This window comes from Streptomyces sp. NPDC006872, assembly GCF_040635845.1.
Lineage (GTDB): Bacteria > Actinomycetota > Actinomycetes > Streptomycetales > Streptomycetaceae > Streptomyces.
On the sequence record NZ_JBEYIL010000005.1, the window covers coordinates 421,418 to 441,569 of the forward strand.

The window sequence follows — 20,152 nt, forward strand, 5'->3', positions numbered from 1 at the left end:
GTCGCTGGTCGCGCTCACGGGCTGTCGGCCTCCACGACCGCCAAGACCTCACCCATCTCCACTTGCTGTCCCTCCGTCACCGGCAATGCCGTCACCGTCCCCGTGGCCGGCGCGGAAATGCGGTGTTGCATCTTCATCGCTTCGAGCCACACCAGCGGTTCTCCCGCCTGGACACTCGATCCGGTGATGAGGCCGTCCGCGAGCTTGACGACCGTTCCCGGCATCGGGGCCAGCAGGGAGCCGGGGGCGTGCTGGGTCTCGGGGGCAGGGAAGCGGGGCCGCGCCGTGAGGGTCGTGGCGCCCACCTGGACGCGGTCGCCGTAGCGGGCCACCTCGAAGCGACGGCGTACCCCGTCGATCTCCAGCACGACCAGGGCCGGGTCGGCGTGTACGACCTGGACGCCCTCGGCCGTCAGGCCGGTCCGCCCGTACGCGTACCCGACCTCGATCTCCTCGCCGCCCACCGCGTACCGCCTCGTCTGCGGCTGGGAGGGCAGGTTGCGCCAGCCGCCCCAGCGCGAGCCGGTGCGTGTCGCGTCCGCGAGGGCCGCGGCCAGGGGGGCGTGCGGATCGGCGGCCGGGGCGGTCAGCCCGGGCAGATGGCGGTCGTAGAAGCCCGTGTCCATGCGGGCCGACGTGAACTCCTCGTGGCGCAGGGAGCGGACGAGGAGGTCCCGGTTGGTGGTCGGGCCGTGGATCGTCGCCTGTTCCAGCGCGCCCGCGAGTCTGCGGATCGCCTCCGCGCGCGTGGGGGCATGGGCGACGACCTTGGCGAGCATGGGGTCGTAGTGGACGCCGATCGGGTCGCCGTCCTCGAAGCCCGTGTCCAGGCGGACGCTCGTCGGGACGGCCAGTCGGTGCAGAACACCGGTCTGGGGGGTCCAGTCCTTCGCCGGGTCCTCCGCGTAGAGGCGGGCCTCGACGGCGTGCCCACGCGCGCGTGGAGGTTCGACGCCGAGCGCCCCGCCCTCCGCCACGCGGATCTGCTCGGCCACCAGGTCCAGGCCGAAGACCGCCTCCGTGACGGGGTGTTCGACCTGCAGCCGGGTGTTCATCTCCAGGAAGTGCGCCCGGCCGTCGGCGACCAGGAACTCGACCGTGCCCGCGCCGACGTAGTCCACGGCGCGGGCGGCGCGTACGGCCAGCGTGCGCAGCTCGGAGTCCAGCTGCGGCGACAGACCGGGCGCCGGGGCCTCCTCGATCACCTTCTGATGGCGACGCTGCAGCGAGCAGTCGCGGGTGCCCAGCGCCCACACCGTGCCGTGGGCGTCGGCGAGGATCTGGACCTCGACATGGCGGCCGTCCTCGATGTACGGCTCGACGAACACCTCGCCGTCGCCGAAGGCGCTCGCCGCCTCCGCGCGGGCGGCCTCCAGGGCGGCGGCCAGATCCGCCAGGCTGCGCACGACGCGCATGCCGCGCCCGCCGCCGCCCGCCGCCGCCTTCACCAGGACCGGCAGGTCGGCCTGTGTCACCGCGTCCGAAGCCAGGGGCGCGAGGCCCATCAGCTCCTTCGCGCGCGTCTTGGACGCCATCGCCTCGATCGCCGCCGGCGGCGGGCCGATCCAGACCAGTCCCGCGTCCAGGACGGCGCGCGCGAACCCGGCGTTCTCGGAGAGAAAGCCGTAGCCGGGGTGCACGGCGTCCGCGCCCGCCGCGACGGCCGCCTTCACGATCAGGTCGCCGCGCAGGTAGGTGTCGGCGGGGGCCGCCCCCGGGAGTCGTACCGCCAGGTCGGCCACGCGCGCGTGGAGCGCGTTCTCGTCCGCGTCCGAGTGCACGGCGACCGTCCGGATTCCCGACTCGCCGCAGGTGCGGAAGATGCGGCAGGCGATCTCGCCGCGATTCGCCACCAGAACCGAAGTAATCATGAGCCTCACATCCGGAAGACGCCGAAGCCGCCGCGCGCACCCTCGTACGGCGCCGTGTGGATGGCTGACAGGCACAGTCCCAGGACCGTGCGGGTGTCGCGCGGGTCGATGACGCCGTCGTCGTAGAGCCGTCCCGACAGGAACATCGGCAGCGACTCCGACTCGATCTGCTGCTCCACCATGGCGCGCAGGGCGGCGTCGGCGTCCTCGTCGTAGGGCCGGCCCTTCGCCGCCGCCGACTGGCGGGCGACGATGGACAGGACGCCGGCGAGCTGCTGCGGGCCCATCACGGCCGACTTGGCGCTCGGCCAGGCGAAGAGGAAGCGGGGGTCGTAGGCGCGGCCGCACATGCCGTAGTGGCCGGCGCCGTACGACGCGCCCATGAGCACGGACAGATGGGGGACCCTCGAATTGGAGACCGCGTTGATCATCATCGCGCCGTGCTTGATGATGCCGCCCTGCTCGTACTCCCTGCCGACCATGTAGCCGGTGGTGTTGTGCAGGAAGAGGAGCGGGATGTCGCGCTGGTTGGCGAGCTGGATGAACTGGGCGGCCTTCTGGGACTCCGCGGAGAAGAGGACACCCTGGGCGTTCGCCAGGATGCCCACCGGATAGCCGTGCAGGGTCGCCCAGCCGGTCACCAGGCTGCTGCCGTACAGCGGCTTGAACTCGTCGAAGTCGGAGGCGTCGACGATCCGGGCGATGACCTCGCGCGGGTCGAAGGGAGTGCGCAGATCCCCGGGGACGATCCCCAGAAGCTCCTCCTCGTCATACTTGGGAGCTACGGCCGGGCCCGGATCCCGGTACGCCTTGCGGTGGTTGAGGCGGGCCACGACCCGCCGGGCCTGCCGCAGCGCGTCCCGCTCGTCGACGGCGAAGTAGTCGGCGAGACCCGACACGCGCGCGTGCATCTCCGCGCCGCCCAGCGACTCGTCGTCGCTCTCCTCACCGGTGGCCATCTTGACCAGCGGCGGCCCGCCGAGGAACACCTTCGCCCGCTCCTTGACCATGATCACGTGGTCGGACATGCCGGGGATGTACGCGCCGCCTGCGGTGGAGTTGCCGAAGACGACGGCGACGGTCGGGATGCCGGCGGCGGAGAGCCGGGTCAGGTCGCGGAAGACCGCGCCGCCCGGGATGAAGATCTCCTTCTGGGAGGGCAGGTCCGCGCCGCCCGACTCCACCAGGCTGATGAGGGGCAGCCGGTTGGCGAGGGCGATGTCGTTGGCGCGCAGGGCCTTCTTCAGGGACCAGGGGTTGCTGGCGCCGCCGCGCACGGTCGGATCGTTGGCGGTGATCAGGCACTCGACGCCCTCGACGACCCCGATGCCGGTGACGAGGGACGCGCCCACCGTGTACTCGCTGCCCCAGGCCGCCAGCGGCGACAGCTCCAGGAACGGCGTGTCGGGGTCGAGGAGCAGCTCGATGCGCTCGCGGGCGAGGAGCTTGCCGCGTGCGCGGTGCCGGGCGACGTACTTCTCGCCGCCCCCGGCCAGCGCCTTCGCGTGCTCGGCGGTCAGGTCGGCGAGCTTGGCGAGCATGGCCTCGCGGTGCGCGCGGTGGTCGGGGCCGTGGGTGTCCAGGGTGGACGTGATGACCGTCAAAGGAGGGCCTCCGGGATGTCCAGGCAGCGGGAGCGCAGCCATTCGCCGAGCGCCTTGGCCTGCGGGTCGAAGCGGTGCTGGGCGGCGACGCCGGCGCCGAGGACGCCCTCGACGACGAAGTTGAGGGCGCGCAGGTTCGGGAGGGCGTGGCGGGTGACGGTCAGCCCCTGGCTCTCAGGTATGAGCTGCTGGAACCTGTCGGCCGTCAGCTCGTGCGCGAGCCAGCGCCAGGCCTCGTCCGTGCGGGCCCACACCCCCACGTTGGCGTTCCCGCCCTTGTCGCCGCTGCGGGCGCCGGCGACGAGCCCGAGGGGCGCGCGCCGCTCGGGCCCCGGCGGCAGCGGATCCGGCAGGTCCGGTTCCGCCGCCGCTTCGAGTACGAGGGTCCCGGCGGCCGGGGGCGCGGGGACGGGTTCCCGGCGCCCGTCGTCATGGACGGCGACGTGCTCGACGTCGCCCTGGGGGACGTACGCGGCCTCGAACACCCCGTAGGGGGAACCCTTCCCGGGCGGCGCGAGCACATGGAACCCGGGGTAGCTCGCAAGAGCCAGCTCCACGGCGGCACCGCTCAACGCCCGCCCCACCATGGCCTGTTCCGGGTCCCGTACGACGAGGCGGAGCAGCGCGCTCGCTGTCTCCTCGGTGTCGGCGTCGGGGCGATCGGTGCGGACCAGCTCCCAACGCACCTCCTGTGGCCGGGACTTGGCGAACGCGTCCGCCATCTGCTCCCGCACGAGCGCCGCCTTGGCCTCGATGTCGAGTCCGGTGAGCACGAAGACGACCTCGTTGCGGAAGCCGCCGAGGCGGGTGTGGCCGACCTTGAGGGTCGGGGGCGGGGCCTCGCCGCGCACGCCGTCGATCCGTACGCGGTCCGGGCCGTCCTGGGTGAGCCGTACGGTGTCCAGGCGGGCGGTGACGTCGGGGCCCGCGTACCGGGCGCCGGTCGTCTCGTAGAGCAGCTGGGCGGTCACCGTGCCGACGTCGACGAAGCCGCCGGTGCCGGGGTGCTTGGCGATGACGCTGCTGCCGTCCTCGTGGATCTCGGCGAGGGGGAAGCCGGGCCGCCGGAGGTCACGGCCGCCCGGCCGGTCTTCGGCGAAGAAGGCGTAGTTGCCGCCGGTGGCCTGTGTCCCGCATTCCAGGACGTGCCCGGCGACGACGGCCCCCGCGAGCCGGTCGTACTCCCCCGGCCCCCAGCCGAAGTGGGCGGCGGCCGGCCCCATGACCAGCGCCGCGTCGGTGACGCGGCCCGTGACGACGATGTCCGCGCCCTCCCGCAGACAGGCCGCGATGCCGAAGCCGCCGAGGTAGGCGTGGGCGGTGAGGCTGCCGGGGTGGCTGGAGCCGAGGTCGTCGCCCTCGACGTGCGCGACGCGCACGGGGATGCCGAGCCGGTCCGCCAACTGTCGTACGGCGTCGGCGAGTCCGGCCGGGTTGAGGCCGCCCGCGTTGGTGACGATCCGGACGCGGCGGTCGTGGGCGAGGCCGAGGGACTCCTCCAGCTGCCGCACGAAGGTGCGGGCGTATCCGGCGGACGGGTCCTTGAGCCGGTCCCGCCCCAGGATCAGCATGGTCAGTTCGGCGAGGTAGTCGCCGGTGAGGACGTCGAGCTCGCCGCCGGTGAGCATCTCGCGGACCGCCTCGAAGCGGTCGCCGTAGAAACCGGAGGCGTTGCCGATGCGCAGGGCCGTCGCCGCACGAGGGGCAGCCGGGGCCGTCACCGGGCGGTTCCCTTCTGCGGACGGCCGGCGCCGGGCGGGCCCGCGAAGGCCTGGGCGACGTCCAGCCAGCGGTCGGCGTCGGGGCCTTCGGCGTGCAGGGCGAGATCGGCGCGGTGGGCGCGCCGGGTGACCAGGAGGCAGAAGTCGAGGGCGGGGCCGGTGACGCGGTCGTCGGCGTCCTCGGGCCCGTACACCCACGAATCGCCGGAGGGGCCCGTCAGTTCGACCCGGAACTCCTCGAACGGCACGGGTTGTCCGTGAAGGCCGAACGCGTAGTCGCGGGTGCGGACGCCGAGCCGGACGATGTGCCGCAGCCGGTCGGTGGGCGCGGGCGCGACGCCCAGCGCGTCCGCGACGTCCAGGCCGTGCGCCCAGGTCTCCATGAGACGGGCGGTGGCCATCGAGGCGGCGGACATGGGCGGGCCGTACCAGGGGAAACGCGCTCCCGCGGGGGCCGCCCGCAGGGCGTTCTGCAGGGCCTCGCGCCCGGCCCGCCAGCCGCCGAGCAGCCGCACCGGCGGCTTCGCGGCGCCCTGCTCGGCCCCGTTGTCCACGAAGTCCCCGGGCTCGGCCAGCGCCTTCTCGACCTCACGGGCGAAGGCGACCTGGTCGGTCACGGCCAGCAGGGAGGAGTGGTCGGTCCAGGTGAGATGCGCGATCTGGTGCGCGACGGTCCAGCCGTCGGCCGGGGTCGGAAGCGCCCACTGCTCCGGTCCCAACTCGGCGACGAGCCGGTCCAGTTCGTCGCTTTCGGCACGGAGGTCATCGAGCACGGGGGTCGGGTCGGCCATGGGGCGAGCTTGGCACCGACCCCAGAAACAATCAAGCATGCTTGCATTAATTTGGCCAAGCCGCTCATCGACCCAGGCGGTCGTCGGCCCAGGCGGTCGCCGGCCGAGCCGCTCACCCCCGTCAGGCTTCCGGAACCGCCGCCCGCACGCGCTTCCCGCGCCCCACCTGCGTCCGCACCGCGCCCATGCTCGCCGCGACGACCAGGGCGATCGCCGCCGCCTGGGTGGTGGTCAGGGACTGGTCGAGGATGAGGAAGCCCGCCGTCGCCGCGACGGCCGGTTCGAGGCTCATCAGGATCGCGAAGGTGGAGGCGGGCAGGCGGCGCAGGGCGAGGAGTTCGAGCGTGTACGGGAGCACCGAGGAGAGGACGGCCACCGCCGCGCCCAGACCCAGCGTCACGGGGTCGACCAGCTTCGTGCCCGACTCCGCGAGGCCCAGCGGGAGGAACAGCAGCGCGCCCACCGCCATCGCCAGGGCCAGGCCGTCCGCCTGCGGGAAACGGCGGCCGGTGCGGGCGCTGAAGACGATGTACGCGGCCCACATGGCCCCCGCCCCCAGCGCGAACGCCACGCCCGTCGGATCGAGGGCGCCGAAGCCCCCGCCTCCGTCGCCCCCGTGCCCCTCGCCGCCCCCTCCGGCGCTGAGCAGGAAGACGCCCGCGAGGGCCAGGCCCGCCCAGAGAAGGTTCAGCGCGCGGCGCGAGGCGAAGACCGACAGCGCCAGCGGGCCCAGCACCTCCAGCGTCACCGCCGGGCCCAACGGGATGCGGTCCACGGCCTGGTAGAAGAGGCCGTTCATCGCGGCCATCGTGACGCCGAAGACGACGACCGTCCCCCAGTCCGTGCGCGAGTGCCCGCGCAGCCGCGGCCGGCAGACGACCAGCAGCACCACCGCCGCCACCAGCAGCCGCAGCGCCACCACGCCGAGCGCGCCCGCCCTCGGCATCAGCGTCACCGCCAGCGCGCCGCCGAACTGCACCGAGATTCCGCCGGCCAGCACCAGGCCGACCGGACCGAGGGAGCCGAACCGGCCCGGGGCCGCCGAGAGCTGCGGTGAGGTGGCGGTCGCGGTCGCGGCTGCTGTGTCGGGGGGTGTCACGGGCGGTCCAGGTGCTCGGCTCGGTTCAGTTCGTTCATCACGATGAACTACCGAGTCCAGCTTAATGGACCTCGTCAGGTGTGTGAACCGTTATTGCCACTGTCTCGGGCTGTGAGACGCCTGCTGCCCTCGGATCCCGGGCCAGGGCGTCCGATGGCGCAGGCGGGCAAGAGCTACCGGCGAGCCATGTACAGGTCCAGCGCCTTCTGCAGCACCCGGTTGAGCGGGAAGTCCCACTCGCCCACGTACTCCACGGCCTGGCCGCCCGTGCCGACCTTGAAGCGCAGCAGGCCGAGCAGGTGGTTGGACTCCTCCAGGGTGTCCGTGATGCCCCGCAGGTCGTAGACGGCCGCGCCGAGTTCGTGGGCGTCGGCCATCATGCGCCACTGCATGGCGTTGTTGGGCTGGACCTCGCGCCTGCGGCTGGTGGAGGCGCCGTAGGAGTACCAGACGTGCTCGCCGACGGTCAGCATGGTCGCGGCGGCGAGGATCTCACCGTCGTGATGGGCGAGGTAGAGCCGCATCCGGTCGGGGTGTTCGGCGTTCAGCGCGTTCCACATGCGCTGGAAGTACGGCAGCGGGCGCGGGATGAAGCGGTCGCGCTCGGCGGTCTCGGTGTAGAGGCCGTAGAACGCCGGCAGGTCCTCGTAGCCGCCGCGGACGACCTTCACGCCCGCCTTCTCCGCCTTCTTGATGTTGCGCCGCCACTGCTGGTTGAGGCCGCTGTGCACCTCCTCCAGGGACCGTCCGGCGAACGGGACCTGGAAGACGTAGCGCGGCTGGCCGGCCGCGAACCCCTCCTCCCCCTCCGACTCGGTCTGCTGCCAGCCGGAGCGGCGCAGCCGGTCGGCGACCTCGAAGGCGCGCGGATCGTACGAGCTCGGCTCCGCGTCCCGCAGCCGGTGGGCGGCGGGGTCGGCGATGGCTGCCTTGACGGCGTCGGCGCTCCAGCGTCGTACGGCGACGGGCGGGCCCAGCTTCACCGAGAACGCGCCCAGCGCCTGCAGATGCGCGAGCATCGGATCCAGCCAGCGCTCGACCAGATCGGGCGCGTACCAGTCGATGACCGGCCCCTCGGGCAGATAGGCCAGGTACTTCTTCAGCTTCAGCCGGGGCAGCGGCCGCAGCAGCGCCAGTCCGGCCCCCACGAGCACCCCCGCCTCGTCGATCCACCCCAGGCTCTCCGCCCGCCAGTCCGGCTTGACGTCCCCCCACGAGGGGATCTGCATATGGCTGGCGGAGGGGCGGGCCGCGATGAACGCCAGGTGCTCGGCGCGGCTGATGGACTGGACACGCAGGCTCGTACGACTCATACGCGGGGGCTCCTTCGAACGGTTGTGCAGACGAGCCAGCCTAGGAGTCGACCCCGGTCATCCCTGGGACCGAGGCCGTCGACCACCGCCGTGTCGGCCACACACGCGTGCAGATGGCCGACGCCCGTCACCCGTCCCGCCCGTCCCGCAAGTCACCCGTCCCGTCCGTCACCCGCCTCCAACCCCTCCGCCAGCACCTCCGCGAGATGCCGGCCCCGCACCCCCGCCAGCTGCTCCAGCTGGGTCCGGCAGGAGAACCCGTCCGCGAGGACCACGGCCCCCTCCGGGGCGTCCCGCACGGCCGGCAGCAGCTGCTCCTGCGCGCACGCCGTGGACACCTCGAAGTGGCCTTTCTCGAAACCGAAGTTGCCGGCGAGGCCGCAGCACCCCCCGCTCAGCCCACCGGTGAGCCCCGCGGCCTCGCGGAGCCGCCGCTCGGCCGCGTCGCCCAGCACCGCATGCTGGTGGCAGTGGGTCTGGCCGACCGTCGGACGGTCCAGCCGGGGCGGGGTCCAGCCGGGGGCGTGCCGCTCCAGGGTCTCCGCGAAGGTGAGGACGCGGGCGGCGAGGCGGGCCGCGCGCGGGTCGTCGTGCAGCAGCTCGGGCAGGTCGGTGCGCAGGGCGGCCGCACAGCTCGGCTCCAGGACGACTACCGGTGCGCCGCTCTCCAGCACCGGTTCCATCAGGTCGAGCGTGCGGCGCAGCACCACGCGCGCGTGGTCGAGCTGGCCGGTGGAGACGTACGTCAGCCCGCAGCAGACCCGGCCCCGGCGGGCGGTCAGCAGCGCGGCCGCGCTCCGCGACCGGCCGTCGCCCACCGGCCGTCCCCGCAGCCGCAGGGTCGGCGGCAGCGCCACCCGCAGCCCCGCCGCCTCCAACACGCGGACGGCGGCCCGGCCGACGGACGGCGCGAGGTGCTCGGTGAAGGTGTCGGGCCACAGGACGACCAGCTCGCCGCCCTCGCCCTCACCGCCCCTGACATGGGGCTTTCGGCGTCGCCACCACGCGCCGAACGTCTCCCGCGCCAGCCGCGGAATCTCCCGCTCCGGCGCGATCCCGCCCAGCCGCTTGGCCACGCCCGCAGCCAGGCCGACGGAGGCGAGCGCGTTGAGCAGCGGGGCCGCCCGCACCCGGCTCGCCCACCGCAGCCAGACCGGCAGCCACCCCATGCTGTAGTGCGCGGCCGGGCGTCGCCGCCCCTCGTAGTGGTGATGCAGGAACTCCGCCTTGTAGGTGGCCATGTCGACCTCTACGGGGCAGTCGGAGCGGCAGCCCTTGCAGGACAGGCACAGGTCGAGCGCGTCCCGGACCTCCGTGGAGCGCCAGCCGTCGGTCACCAGCTCACCGGCCAGCATCTCGTGCAGCAGACGGGCACGCCCGCGCGTGGAGTGCTCCTCCCGCCCGGTCGCGCGAAACGACGGACACATCACCCCGGCCCCGGCCGCGGACGTCGTCCGGCACTTGGCGACGCCCACGCACCGGCGCACGGCCGCCGAGAAGTCGCCGCCGTCGGCCGGGTATCCGAAGGCCACGTCGACCGGCTCGCGCGGGAGGACGGCGAAGCGGAGGTTGCCGTCGAGCGGCGCGGGGCGGACCAGCATCCCCGGGTTGAGCAGGTCGTCCGGGTCCCAGACGCCCTTCGCCCGCTCGAACAGCGCGACCATGTCGGACCCGTACATCCTGGGCAGCAGTTCGGCGCGGGCCTGGCCGTCGCCGTGCTCGCCGGAGAGCGAGCCGCCGTGGACCACGACCAGGTCGGCCAACTCCTCGGAGAACCGCCGGAAGCGGGCGACTCCGGCCTGCGTCAGCAGATCGAAGTCGATCCGGACATGGATGCAGCCGTCCCCGAAGTGCCCGTAAGGGGTGCCGCGCAGGCCGTGCTGCCCGAGCAGCCCGCGGAAGTCGCGCAGGTAGGCGCCGAGCCGGGCGGGCGGCACCGCGCAGTCCTCCCAGCCGGGCCAGGCCTCGGAGCCGTCCGGCATCCGGGTCGCCGTGCCGCTCGCGTCCTCCCGGATCCGCCACAGCGCCCGCTGCCCGGCGGGGTCGCGCACGATCCGCGCGTCCAGGACGTCCGCCGCGCGGACGATCGTCTCCGCACGCGCGTGTGCCTCGCTCGCCGACTCGCCGCCCGTCTCGACGAACAGCCAGGCCCCGCCCCGCGGCAGCCCCGCCCTGTCCCCGGACGGAACCAGGTCGGCCGCCATCCCCTCCACGGTCAGCGGCCGGTACGGCAGCAGTCCGGCCGCGGCCTCGGCGGCGGCGCCCTCGTCGGTGTAGCCGAGAACCGCGAGCACGCGCGCGCGTGGAGCCTCGACGAGCTTGACGACAGCCTCCGTCACCACACCCAGGGTGCCTTCGCTGCCGCAGAAGGAGCGGGCGACGTCGGTGCCGTTCTCCGGCAGCAGCGCGTCCAGCGCATACCCGGAGATACGGCGGGGCAGTTCGGGAAAGCCGGTCCGCAGCCGGGCCAGCTCGCCCTCCACGAGGTCCCGCAGCCCGTCCGGCGCGCCGGCCCACCCCTGCCCGAGCCGCAGCCGCCGCCCGGGCGCGGTGACGACGTCCAGCTCGCGCACGCTGTCCGCCGTCGTCCCCCACGCCACCGAGTGGGAGCCGCACGAGTTGTTGCCGATCATCCCGCCGAGCGTGCACCGGCTGTGCGTGGACGGATCCGGGCCGAAGCGCAGCCCGTGCGGGGCGGCGGCCTCCTGGAGCCGGTCGAGCACGAGCCCCGGCTGCACGACGGCGGTCCGCGCCTCGGGATCGAGGGAGACCACCCGGTTCATGTACCGGGTGAAGTCCAGCACGACCCCCGTCCCGGTCGCCTGTCCCGCGATGGAGGTCCCCCCGCCGCGCGCCACGACCGGCGTCCCCCGCTCCCGGCACACCTCCAGGACGGCCGCCACGTCGTCCCCGTCCCGGGGCGCGACGACCCCCAGGGGGACCCGCCGGTAGTTGGACGCGTCCATGGTCACCAGAGCCCGGTCCGTCACCCCGAACCCCACGTCCCCCCGGACGACCAGCCGCAGCGCACGTTCAAGACCGTCAGGACCGTCGGAGCTTTCGCCATGCGTCATACGTCCCAGCAAACCAAATACCTCGTCTCACCCGACGGACGATGTTGCGGCCAGGTTTCCTCCACCGGATACCCTCCCCTCGTGGCTGAGATCCAGATTCCTGCTGACATCAAGCCCGCCGACGGTCGTTTCGGCGCGGGCCCCTCCAAGGTGCGGGTGGAGGCGCTGGACGCCCTGGCCGCCACCGGTACGTCCCTCCTCGGCACCTCCCACCGCCAGGCCCCGGTCAAGAACCTGGTCGGCAAGGTGCGCGAGGGCATCTCCGAGCTGTTCTCCCTCCCCGAGGGCTACGAGGTCGTCCTCGGCAACGGCGGGTCGACGGCCTTCTGGGACGTCGCGACGCACGGCCTGATCGAGAACAAGTCGCAGCACCTCACGTTCGGTGAGTTCAGCTCGAAGTTCGCGAAGGCCGCCAAGCTCGCCCCCTGGCTGGCCGAGCCGACCGTCGTCTCCTCCGACCCGGGCACACACCCCGAGGCGGCGGCCGAGGCGGGCGTCGACGTCTACGCGTTCACCCACAACGAGACCTCGACCGGTGTCGCCGCCCCGCTGAAGCGGGTCGTGGGCGCGGACACCGGTTCGCTGGTCCTGGTGGACGCCACCTCCGGCGCCGGCGGCCTCCCGGTCGACATCGCCGAGACGGACGTCTACTACTTCGCCCCGCAGAAGTCCTTCGCCTCCGACGGCGGCCTGTGGATCGGCGTGTTCTCCCCGGCGGCGATCGAGCGCGCGGAACGCATCCACGCGAGCGGCCGCCACATCCCGGAGTTCTTCAGCCTCCCCACGGCGATCGACAACTCCCGCAAGAACCAGACGTACAACACCCCGGCGCTCGCCACCCTCTTCCTGCTGAACGAGCAGCTGGAGTGGATCAACGGCCAGGGCGGTCTGGCCTTCTCCGCCGGCCGCACCAAGGACTCGTCGACCCGCCTGTACACCTGGGCCGAGGAGTCGAAGCACGCGACCCCGTTCGTCACCGACCCGGCCAAGCGCTCCCAGGTCATCGGCACGATCGACTTCGCGGACGAGATCGACGCCGCCGCGATCGCCAAGGTCCTGCGCGCCAACGGCATCGTCGACACCGAGCCCTACCGCAAGCTCGGCCGCAACCAGCTGCGCGTGGCGATGTTCCCGGCGATCGACCCGGCGGACGTCGAGGCGCTCACGAACTGCATCGACTACGTGATCGAGAAGCTGTAACCGCTTCCCGCAATCCGTAGTCCGCAGCCCGTTTCCCGTACGACGACGAGGGCGCCCGACGCGACAACGCGTCGGGCGCCCTCGTCGTCGTCCTGGGGAGTCGGGGGGTCAGGGGGTCCGGAGGTACCCCGCCAGCTTCCCGAGGAGGCGGGCGGCGCTCTCCAGGTCCTGGGCGGTGTCCGTCAGGTCACCGGCGAGCAGCTTCTCGCGCGGCCCTTCCTTCCCCTCCCCCGAGGCCCCCACCCCCGTGGCGTCGGACTCCGGTCCGGGAACGGTCGTGCCCCGGTATCCGGTGGGGGCCTCGCCGGCCGGCCCGTAGTAGCCGATGAAGTCGGAGGCGGCGGCCGCGGGAGCCCTGTCTGCGCCGGCGAGGAACTGGACCCGGCTGAGCTGGATCTCGTCGGCGCCGTCGTTCGCGGTGATGAGCAGCCGGTAGCGGCGGTAGGAGGCGGTGTTGGCGAAGGCGAAGTCCCTCGTCTCGAAGCGGCGGGTGAAGCGTTCGCCGGAACGGGTGTCGAGCGTCGTCCATGTGCTGCCGTCGTGCGAGCCCTGGAAGCGCCAGTCCTGCGGATCGCGGTCCTGAGCATCGTTGGCGGAGGTCAGCCGGTACGACGCGACGGCGGCCGGGCGCTCAAGGGTGAAGTCCAGTTCGGCGGTGTCGTCGAACACCAGCCACTTGCTCCGGGCCTTGCTGAGCAAGTTCCGCGCGCCCTCCCCGCCGGCCTCGAACTCGTCGCTCGCCTCGACGCCGACGACCGTGTCGGTGATGTCGCGCAGCTCGCCGGGCGCGGCGTCGGCGTCCGGTGTCGCGACGGCGGACGTCAGGGTGACCGAGGCCGCGTTCCCGCGCCGGTCGCTCCAGGACACCCGCTCCACGGACGTCGCCCGGCCGTCGTCGAGCAGGATGCGCAGTTCGCCGGACGGACGCCAGTCGCCGTCTCGTCCCTCCTCGGTGGAGAACCGGTGCAGCGGGACGTCCGTGGTGCCGTCGGGGTAGGCCCAGCGGTCGGTGAGCGTGCCGCGGAACTCGCCGAGCGCGCCGTCGGCGGCCCGGTGGTGACCGTGGAAGCCGGACATGTCCGCCCGGAACGCGATCGCCGTCTCCGCGCCGTCCGTCCCGCGCCAGGAGAGCTGCGCGGGCACCGCCCGGTCGCCCCGGTCGATGTGGAAGAGCAGCCGCGCAGCGGGCTGCCACCCGGCGGAGTCGACCGGGCGCTGCTCGGTGTCGAACGCGAAGACCGACCGGGTGCTCGCCCTGGCCGCCATGGCGCGCCGGGCGCGGCCACTGTCCTGGGCGGGGTCCAGGGTGACGGCGGCGAGCCGGAGCAGGCCCTGCTCGCCGGCGGGGCTGCGTATCTCCAGGAGGTTGTCGCCCGGCGTCAGCAGTTCTCCCGGGAGGGACAGAATCCTGTCCTGCGGGACGTCGTGTCCGCCGGCCTCGGGGAACGTGAGTCCCTCGGCCACGGCCTTGCCGTTGAGCAGGACGTCCATGGGAACGCTCGCGCCGAGGGTCGTCACGGTGAGAACGGCCCCGGCGACCTCCTCCTGACCGTCCGTCGTGAAGTCGAGCTTGATGTATCCGTCGGAGCCCAGCGCGAGATGCGAGGGGGCGACCCCGCACCGGTGGTACCCCACGACGGCGTTCGACAGCCGGGCCGGAATGGTGGAGAAATCCGCGAAGACCGGTTCCATGAACGTCCCTTGGTAGTCGAGCAGTTGTCCTGCGACAGCGATCCGCGGACAACCCCCGTCCCCGGATGCCAAGAAGCTACCGGCACCCACTGACAGGCCGACGACCTCGCACGCCAGGTGACCGAGCACTGAGCCGGACGGGGGTCCACCGGTCGGTGGACCTCAGGTTCAACCGGTCGCTGCTGTCGGCACCGCACCCCCGACGAAGAGCATGGACGACATGAAGAATCTTCCCGTACGCATGGCTCGTTGGAGCGCCGCCCACCCCTGGCGGGGCATCGTCGGCTGGTTCGTGTTCGTCGTCCTGTGCCTCGGTATCGGCATCTCCGTCGGCACCAACGCGGCGACCACCGAGGACTTCCGCATCGGAGAGGCGGGACGCGGCGAGGCGATCGCCGCGGAGGGCGGGTTACAGCAGCGCCCCGTCGAACACGTCCTGATCACCGCGAAGCCGGGCACCGGAAAGCTCGACATCGCCGCGGCCGACTCGGCCGCCGCCGACGTCGCCGCCCGGATGGCCAAGCTGCCCGAGGTGCTCTCCGTCACCGACCCGGTACGCAGCGCGGACAACACGGCGGTGCGGGTCACCGTCACCATGAAGGGCCCGGAGCTGGAGGGCAAGAAACACGTCGACCCGCTGATCGAGCAGACCGCGGCCGTACAGAAGGCCAACCCCGGGCTGCGCGTCGAGGAGACCGGATCGCCGTCCATCAGCAAGGGCGTCGACAAGCTGCGCGGCGACGACCTCGCGCGCACCGAGATGATCGCCCTGCCGGTCACCCTCATCACCCTGCTGCTGGTCTTCAGCTCTGTGGCGATGGCCCTCGTACCGCTGCTGCTCGCCCTGTCCTCGATCGCCGCGGCCGTCGGCCTGACGATGGTGGCCTCGCACGTCTTCCCCGACAACGGCATCAGCACCAACGTCATCCTGCTCATCGGCCTCGCGGTCGGCGTCGACTACACGCTCTTCTACCTCAAGCGCGAACGTGAGGAACGGGCCCGCGCCGGCGGCAGGCTGAGCCCGCAGGCCGTCGTCGAACTCGCCGCCGCCACGTCCGGCCGGGCCGTTGTCGTCTCCGGCCTCGCGGTGGCCGTCTCCAGCGCCACCCTCTACCTCGCCGACGACGTCATCTTCTCGTCCATCGCCACCGGCGCGATCCTCGTCACCCTCGTCGCCGTCGTCAGCTCCCTGACCGTGCTTCCCGCCCTCCTCGCCAAACTGGGCATGCGCGCCGAGCGCCGTGCCGAGCGCCGGGCGGCCCGCGGGCTCGCCCCGAAGAAGCAGAAGACACACAAGACCGGCCCCGGCCGCCTGACCGCCGCGGTGCTGCGCCCCGTCGCCGAACACCCCATCGCCACCCTCACCGTCACCGTCGTCGGACTGCTCGCCCTCGCCGCCCCGGTCCTCGGCCTCAAGCTCACCGACATGGGCCGCGAGACACACTCCCGCTCCATCGTCGCCATGCAGGTCTACGACCGGCTGAACGCGGCCTACCCGGAGCTGAAGTCCATGCACCAGGTCGTCGTCCGCGCCGACGCCGACCGTTCGCCGGAGGTGACCGCCGCCCTGCGCGAACTCGCCGCCGACGTCAAGGACGACTCGCGCCTGAGCGGCACCTCCCAGCTGACCACGTCGCCCGACAAGCGGATCAGCATGCTCCAGCTGCAGGTCCCGCACTACGTCAGCAGCGACAAGGCCCAGTCCTCGCTCAAGGACATCCGCGACACATACCTCCCTGAGACCGTCGGCCAGGTGAAGGGTGCCGAGACCGCGGTGACCGGTGACGTCGCCCGCTACACCGACTATCCGACCCACCAGGAACAGAAGCTGCCGCTCATCATCGGGGCACTGCTCCTGGTGACCTTCGTCATGACCGTCTGGGCGTTCCGCTCCGTGGTCCTCGGCCTGGTCGGCATCGTCCTCAACCTCCTCTCCGCCGCCGCCTCGCTCGGCATCCTCGTCATGGTCTTCCAGCACACCTGGGCCGAAGGCCTGGTCGACTTCAACTCGACCGGGTCGATCGGCACCCGTGTCCCGCTGTTCCTCTTCGTGATCCTGTTCGGCCTGTCGATGGACTACCAGGTCTTCGTGATCAGCCGGATCCGGGAGGCCGCCTTGCGCGGAGTCCCGACCCGCAAGGCCGTGATCGAGGGCATCGGCAGCTCGGCGGGCGTGGTGACCAGCGCCGCCGCGGTCATGGTCACGGTCTTCGCCAGCTTCGCGGCACTGCACCTGATCGAGATGAAGCAGATCGGCTTCAGCCTCGCGGTCGCCGTCCTCCTGGACGCCTTCCTGATCCGCATGCTGGTTCTGCCGTCCCTGATGCTCCTGCTCGGCGAGGCCAACTGGTGGCCCTCGCGAGGAGTGCGCCGTGCCCGCCGCACCACCGAACAGGCCCCCCGCCCCCTGGAATCGGTAGGCTGACCGACTCGACCGGCGACCCCTCAACTCCCTTACGAACGAGGTGAATCAGCGTGAGTCAGTGGCAGCAGCAGCCGGGTGACCGGCTCACCCAGGACCGTATCCGCCGCTGGAACTCAGCAGGCTGGATCCTGTTCGGTCTGCTGCCCCCGGCCGTCGCCGTGCTCGACGCGTCGCCGGCCCGGAGGTACTGGCTGCTCGGCCTGCTCGCCCTGATCGCGCTGTGCCACACCGTCGTCCTCACCCGACCGGACAACCCCGTCCTGCCTCCCCGTACCTACCTCGCCGTCCTCGCGCTCGTCCTGGGCGCGACGGCCTACCTCCTGGACGGCGGGGCCGCCTTCTACGTGGTGTCCCTTCCGCAGTTCTGGCTCTTCACCCGCGCCCCGCGGGACGCGATCACCCTCAGCGGGGCCGGCGCGGCCCTCACCGTGTTCGGCGGCACGCTCGGCCAGGGCTGGAGCCCTCAATTCCTCACCGGGAACGCGGTGTTCACCGTCGTCGCCTACGCCGCTGGGGTGGGTCTCGGGCTGTGGGTGCACCGCTTCGTCGGCCGGAGCAACGAGCGGCAGGAGCAACTGACCGCTGAACTGGCCGTCACCCAGGAGGAGTTGGCAGCCGCGTATCAGCGGCAGGGCGCGGCCGAGGAGCGCGAACGGCTCGCCCGGGAGATCCACGACACCCTCGCCCAGGGCTTCGCCTCCATCGTGGTGCTCGCGGAGGCCGCCCGTGCCGCCACCGTCACCGACCCCGTGCGCTGCGCCGAGCAGCTCACCTCCATCGAGCAGACCGCGCGCGAGAACCTGGCCGAGGCCCGGGTGCTCGTCGGCTCCGCCCCCGAGAGCGGCGTCGCACCCGGCTCGCTCGCCACCACCCTGCGCAGAACCCTGAACCGCTTCGTCCAGGACACCGGCCTCACCGTCACCGCCGAACTGCCCGACATGGACCTGGACCAGCGCACCCGCGTCGCCCTGCTGCGCTGCACCCAGGAGTCCCTCGCCAACGTGCGCAAACACTCGGGCGCCTCCACCGTCGGCGTGGTCCTCACCGAACTCGCGGGCGGTGTCGAGCTGGAGATCACCGACGACGGCTGCGGCTTCGTCGTCGAGGAGTCCCATGGGTTCGGCCTCGACGGAATGCGCCGACGGCTGGCCGAACTCGGCGGCGAACTCTCCGTCACCAGCTCCCTCGGGGACGGCACCCGTGTCCTCGCCCGCCTTCCCACGCACAGTCAGGACTGACCATGACCGACACCGCGTACGGCCGGATCCGTGTGGTCGTGGTCGACGACCACGCCGTGATGCGCGCCGGAGTCATCGCCCTGCTGGCCGACGAGCCCACGATAGAGATCGTCGGCGAAGGGAGCGACGGCCGCGAGGGCGTCGGCCTCGTGGAGCGGCTCGCCCCCGATGTGGCCCTCCTCGACCTGCGCATGCCGGTGCTCGACGGCGTGGCCGCCACCACCGAGATCGTCGCCCTGCCGGTGGCCACCCGGGTGCTGATCCTCACCACGTACGACACGGACGCCGAGATCGAACGGGCCGTGGAGGCCGGCGCCGTCGGCTACCTCCTCAAGGACACCACCCGCGAGCAGCTCGCCGACGCCATCCGCTCGGCGGCCCGTGGCGAGACGGTCCTCGCGCCCAAGGTCGCGGAACGCCTGGTGGCCCGGATGCGCCGCCCCGAGCCGGTCGCGCTCACCGCCCGTGAGCGGGAGGTGCTGCGCGCGGTCGCGGACGGCCTGTCCAACGCGGAGATCGGCCGCCGCCTGGTCATCGGCGAGGCCACGGTGAAGACGCATCTGCTGCGGGTCTTCGCGAAACTCGACGTCAGCGACCGCACTCGCGCCGTCGTCGTGGCCCTGGAACGCGGACTCCTTGCGCGCTCTTGAGGCCTGGGCGCACTGAACGCACTGATCTCCTGAAATCGGCCGTCCCTGTGCTTGCGCTCCGACGTGCGCAGGGGCAGCCTTCCGTTCCCGCCTCTCGCAACGGAACGTGCCCAACGTAGCCAACGCCCGGGCCTGGGGCGAGACCGCCCGAAGCGACCCCCAGCACTGGAAGAAGAACATGGCGCGGCTCGCCCACGACTGGGTCTCGTACGCACGCTCGTGAGCGAAGCACCCGGCACCGCCCCCGAACCCGAAGCTCGTCGAAGGCGTGACCTGCTGGGAGCTGGTCCAGGTCCAGGCGACCTTCCAGGAGATCAGGGCGTCAACTCGCTGACCTTGAGCACCGGTGGACCGGAGAGTTCGATCACTTCACTCAGGGCTGGCCTGGGACGGGTCCGTGATGCCGAGCACTCCCGTCGCCGCTCGGCAGCGGTCGGGATGTCCGAGCACTTCCACCGAGTCGACGACCTGGTCGACGGTGCCCGGAAGCATCGCGCTCGCGTCATGCCGGCGGGTGCCGAAACGGGTGATCAGGGCTCGAACCTCCGGATCGGTCACCCGTGCGGCCAGGGCGTTGGTGAACCTGTCGCCGAACAGCACGCGAATGTCCCGGTCGTAGAACTGGCGCGGCTCGGGGTCCACCTCATCGGCGAGGCCCAGCCGGTTGGTGGCGATGGCCAGTTCGCGCTGTGCGGCGCACAGTGCCGTCTCCCGCGCACGCCAGTCCCCGGCACGCACGGCCGCGCTGAGATGCGGCCCGACCCGCTCGGCGAGGGGCAGCCGCGAGAAGGCCGTACCGAGCCACTTGCTGTAGGGCGCCCAGCGCCGCTCCACCAGGAACCCGATCCGGACGAGATCCCGCGCGACCCGTGCCGTCACCAGTGCACTGCCGAGATCGTCCCCGACCGCGCCCGTTCGCCCGATGAACGCCTCCTCCTGTGAGACCCGCAACCAGGCGGCGGCGAGCGCATAGCGCCAGACGTCCTGCGGATACCACCTCAGCGCCCTGCGGCGTGACTCCAGCGATCCGTCTGCGTCACGGAAGACATCACCCCCGACCAGCGTCGCCAGCCGTTGCGTCGGAGCGGTCAGCCAGTCCGCCGGCCCCATCCCGTCGGCGGGGTCGCAGCCGATCCGCTCGGTGAAGAACCGAGCCGCCGTCGTCACCTCGACTTGATGGTGCTCCGCGCCATCGAGGCGATCGGCGTCCCGGTAGGCGACGGGGAAGTCCTCGAAACGCTGCGGCAACCGCTCCAGCGCCGTGTGGACGCCCTCGGCATCGGCCTGCGTCGCCACGAACACCTGCACCCGCGGTCCGAAGTCGTGATCGGTGGAGACCGCGTCATCGAAACCGAGTACCTCGGAGCCGTCGCCCAGCAGGCCGGCCGAGTGGGGGATGCCGCCGAGCAGCGGGGCCACGGCCTGATCGTAGAAGCGGCGGGAGAGCTGGAGTCCTGGCATACGGATCATGCTA

The 20,152-nt window shown here is 72.4% G+C and carries 13 protein-coding genes; 4 read left to right on the plus strand and 9 right to left on the minus strand.

The annotated features are described in order from the left end of the window. Positions 1-14: 14 nt before the first annotated feature. From ABZ725_RS17735 to ABZ725_RS17765, 7 genes are all read right to left on the minus strand, one after another. Positions 15-1,871, minus strand: a complete 1,857-nt coding sequence (locus ABZ725_RS17735) for a biotin carboxylase N-terminal domain-containing protein (protein WP_358803558.1) — start codon at positions 1,869-1,871, stop codon at positions 15-17. A gap of 5 nt (positions 1,872-1,876) precedes the next feature. After that, positions 1,877-3,475, minus strand: a complete 1,599-nt coding sequence (locus ABZ725_RS17740) for a carboxyl transferase domain-containing protein (RefSeq protein WP_358803559.1) — start codon at positions 3,473-3,475, stop codon at positions 1,877-1,879. Next, positions 3,472-5,196 (minus strand): acyclic terpene utilization AtuA family protein, encoded by a 1,725-nt coding sequence (locus ABZ725_RS17745; protein WP_358803560.1) that lies wholly within the window; start codon positions 5,194-5,196, stop codon positions 3,472-3,474. The genes ABZ725_RS17740 and ABZ725_RS17745 overlap by 4 nt, the downstream gene beginning before the upstream one ends. Beyond that, complete coding sequence (locus ABZ725_RS17750) at positions 5,193-5,987, minus strand: TIGR03084 family metal-binding protein (protein ID WP_351904613.1); 795 nt, start codon at positions 5,985-5,987, stop codon at positions 5,193-5,195. Before ABZ725_RS17750 ends, ABZ725_RS17745 begins: the two co-directional genes overlap by 4 nt. A 121-nt stretch (positions 5,988-6,108) precedes the next feature. Continuing rightward, positions 6,109-7,086, minus strand: coding sequence for an EamA family transporter (locus tag ABZ725_RS17755; protein ID WP_358803561.1), 978 nt, complete (start codon positions 7,084-7,086; stop codon positions 6,109-6,111). A 173-nt stretch (positions 7,087-7,259) separates the two neighbouring features. Then, a complete protein-coding gene (locus ABZ725_RS17760; protein ID WP_358803562.1) occupies positions 7,260-8,399 on the minus strand; it encodes a peptidoglycan bridge formation glycyltransferase FemA/FemB family protein in 1,140 nt (379 codons plus the stop codon). A gap of 152 nt (positions 8,400-8,551) precedes the next feature. Then, positions 8,552-11,473 carry an FAD-binding and (Fe-S)-binding domain-containing protein gene (locus ABZ725_RS17765; protein ID WP_358803563.1) on the minus strand — a complete coding sequence of 974 codons (2,922 nt, stop codon included), beginning with the start codon at positions 11,471-11,473 and terminating at the stop codon, positions 8,552-8,554. 81 nt (positions 11,474-11,554) lie between these two features. On the opposite strand from ABZ725_RS17765, the gene serC reads away from it, so the two are divergent. Next, on the plus strand, positions 11,555-12,673 hold the full coding sequence (gene serC, locus ABZ725_RS17770) for a phosphoserine transaminase (protein ID WP_358803564.1): 1,119 nt from the start codon (positions 11,555-11,557) through the stop codon (positions 12,671-12,673). Between the two features lie 108 nt (positions 12,674-12,781). Here the strand turns inward: serC and ABZ725_RS17775 are convergent, their stop codons facing one another. Next, a complete protein-coding gene (locus ABZ725_RS17775) occupies positions 12,782-14,365 on the minus strand; it encodes an alpha-1,2-mannosidase (RefSeq protein WP_358803565.1) in 1,584 nt (527 codons plus the stop codon). A gap of 220 nt (positions 14,366-14,585) precedes the next feature. Between ABZ725_RS17775 and ABZ725_RS17780 the strand changes: the two genes are divergently transcribed. From ABZ725_RS17780 to ABZ725_RS17790, 3 genes are read left to right on the plus strand one after another with little or no spacing between them, the layout of a single operon-like run. Beyond that, positions 14,586-16,790, plus strand: coding sequence for an MMPL family transporter (locus ABZ725_RS17780; RefSeq protein ID WP_358803566.1), 2,205 nt, complete (start codon positions 14,586-14,588; stop codon positions 16,788-16,790). A 50-nt stretch (positions 16,791-16,840) separates the two neighbouring features. Then, the gene (locus ABZ725_RS17785) at positions 16,841-18,028 is read left to right on the plus strand and encodes a sensor histidine kinase (protein ID WP_358803567.1); all 1,188 of its coding nucleotides are present in this window, start codon (positions 16,841-16,843) and stop codon (positions 18,026-18,028) included. 2 nt (positions 18,029-18,030) lie between these two features. Then, positions 18,031-18,678 carry a response regulator transcription factor gene (locus tag ABZ725_RS17790; protein ID WP_358803568.1) on the plus strand — a complete coding sequence of 216 codons (648 nt, stop codon included), beginning with the start codon at positions 18,031-18,033 and terminating at the stop codon, positions 18,676-18,678. 369 nt (positions 18,679-19,047) lie between these two features. Here ABZ725_RS17790 and ABZ725_RS17795 read toward each other — a convergent pair whose 3' ends face one another. After that, positions 19,048-20,139, minus strand: a complete 1,092-nt coding sequence (locus tag ABZ725_RS17795; RefSeq protein WP_358803569.1) for a DUF4037 domain-containing protein — start codon at positions 20,137-20,139, stop codon at positions 19,048-19,050. Between the last annotated feature and the right edge of the window lie 13 nt (positions 20,140-20,152).